Raw genomic sequence first — 1901 nt, forward strand, 5'->3', positions numbered from 1 at the left:
GCCGCGACTGGTACGCGTACTTCATGCGGCGACTCGCCGAGAAGCCCACGAACCTGCTGCTGCTGGCCCGCTCGTTCACGCCCGGTTCCGCCAATTGAGCCGCCAGGTGCGGCCGACGCGACAGGAAGTACAGCCATGATCAGTGTGTTCGATCTGTTCAGTGTCGGTATCGGGCCGTCCAGCTCCCATACGGTGGGGCCGATGCGGGCGGCCCGTACGTTCGTCGCGGGGTTGAAGGCCGATGGGTTGTTGGCTGGGACGGCTCGGGTGCGGGCGGAGTTGTTCGGGTCGCTGGGCGCGACGGGGCATGGTCACGGCAGTGATCGGGCGGTGTTGCTGGGGTTGGCCGGTGAGGTTCCGGAGTCGGTCGACACGGACGCGGTGGAGGCGCGGGTGGGGCGGGTGCGCGTCGAGGGGCGGCTGAGTCTGCTCGACGCGCACGAGGTTGATTTCGATGTGGACCGGGATCTGGTGTTGCACCGGCGTCGGTCGTTGCCGTACCACCCGAACGGGATGGCGTTCGTCGCGTACGACGACGCGGGCGCGGAGTTGCGGGTGCGGACGTACTACTCGGTGGGTGGTGGGTTCGTGGTGGACGAGGCGGCGGCGGGGGCGGATCGGATCAAGCCCGACGGCACGCGGGTGCGGTATCCGTTCCTGACCGGTGCGCAGTTGCTCGGCGTGACCGCGTCGACGGGGCTGTCGATCAGTGAGGTGATGCTCGCCAACGAGCTCTCCTGGCGTGGTGAGGGTGAGGTGCGTGCCGGTCTGTTGGGGATCTGGCGGGTGATGCGGGAGTGCGTCGAGCGGGGCTGCTCCCGGGACGGGGTGCTGCCCGGTGGTCTGAAGGTCCGCCGCCGCGCCGCCGAGCTGCGCCGCAGCCTGGAGACGGAGTCCGATGCGGCTGATCCGCTGCGGGCGATGGACTGGGTGACGCTGTTCGCCCTCGCGGTGAATGAGGAGAACGCGGCCGGCGGTCGGGTGGTGACGGCGCCGACGAACGGGGCTGCCGGGATCATTCCGGCGGTGCTGCATTACTACACCCGTTTCGTGCCGGGTGCCTGCGAGGAGGGGGTGGTGCGGTTCCTGTTGGCGGCGGGCGCGATCGGGGTGTTGTTCAAGGAGAACGCGTCGATCTCGGGTGCGGAGGTGGGTTGTCAGGGCGAGGTGGGTTCGGCCTGTTCGATGGCCGCCGCGGGGCTGGCCGAGGCGCTGGGCGGCACCCCCGAGCAGGTGGAGAACGCCGCCGAGATCGGCATGGAACACAATCTCGGGTTGACCTGTGATCCGGTTGGTGGTCTGGTGCAGATCCCCTGCATCGAGCGCAACGCGGTGGCTAGCATCAAGGCGATCACGGCTGCCCGGTTGGCGCTGCGTGGCGACGGGGTGCACCACGTGTCGCTGGACAAGGTCATCAAGACGATGCGCGAGACCGGCGCGGACATGAAGGTCAAGTACAAGGAGACGGCGCGCGGCGGACTGGCCGTCAACGTGATCGAGTGCTGAGGGGGCGTTCGTTCATCGACTGCTAGCCTGTCGTCCGTCCGGTGAGGCGGGAGGCGGCGGTGACCTCTGGCGTCGCGGCGTTGTGGTCGCACCGCACCTCGCTGCGCATCCTCGTCAGGCGCGACCTCGCCGTGAAGTACCAGCAGTCCGTGCTCGGGTACCTCTGGTCGCTGATCGAGCCCCTCGGCCTGGGGGCGATCTACTGGTTCGTCTTCGGCGTCCTCTACTCGCGGGACACCAACCGCCACCTCGGCGACGCGGCCGACTCGTACCCGCTGTTCCTGCTCACCGGGATCTTCGCCTGGATGTGGACCAGTTCGGCGCTGAGCGAGGCCACCAACGCGCTGACCGGTCAGGCCCGGCTGATCACGACGATGAACCTGCCCCGGCAGGTC

The 1901-nt window shown here is 68.7% G+C and carries 1 protein-coding gene and 1 pseudogene; both read left to right on the forward strand.

Translation table 11 applies throughout. The annotated features are described in order from the left end of the window. Positions 1–135: 135 nt before the first annotated feature. Positions 136–1506: an L-serine ammonia-lyase gene (locus AB0B91_RS65505; RefSeq protein WP_089000476.1), complete on the forward strand. Its 1371-nt coding sequence runs from the start codon at positions 136–138 to the stop codon at positions 1504–1506. A 59-nt stretch (positions 1507–1565) separates the two neighbouring features. Then, a pseudogene (locus AB0B91_RS65510) lies at positions 1566–1901 on the forward strand (ABC transporter permease); the annotation flags it as partial.

The organism is Nonomuraea sp. NPDC049141 (assembly GCF_040648415.1).
Classification (GTDB): Bacteria; Actinomycetota; Actinomycetes; order Streptosporangiales; family Streptosporangiaceae; genus Nonomuraea.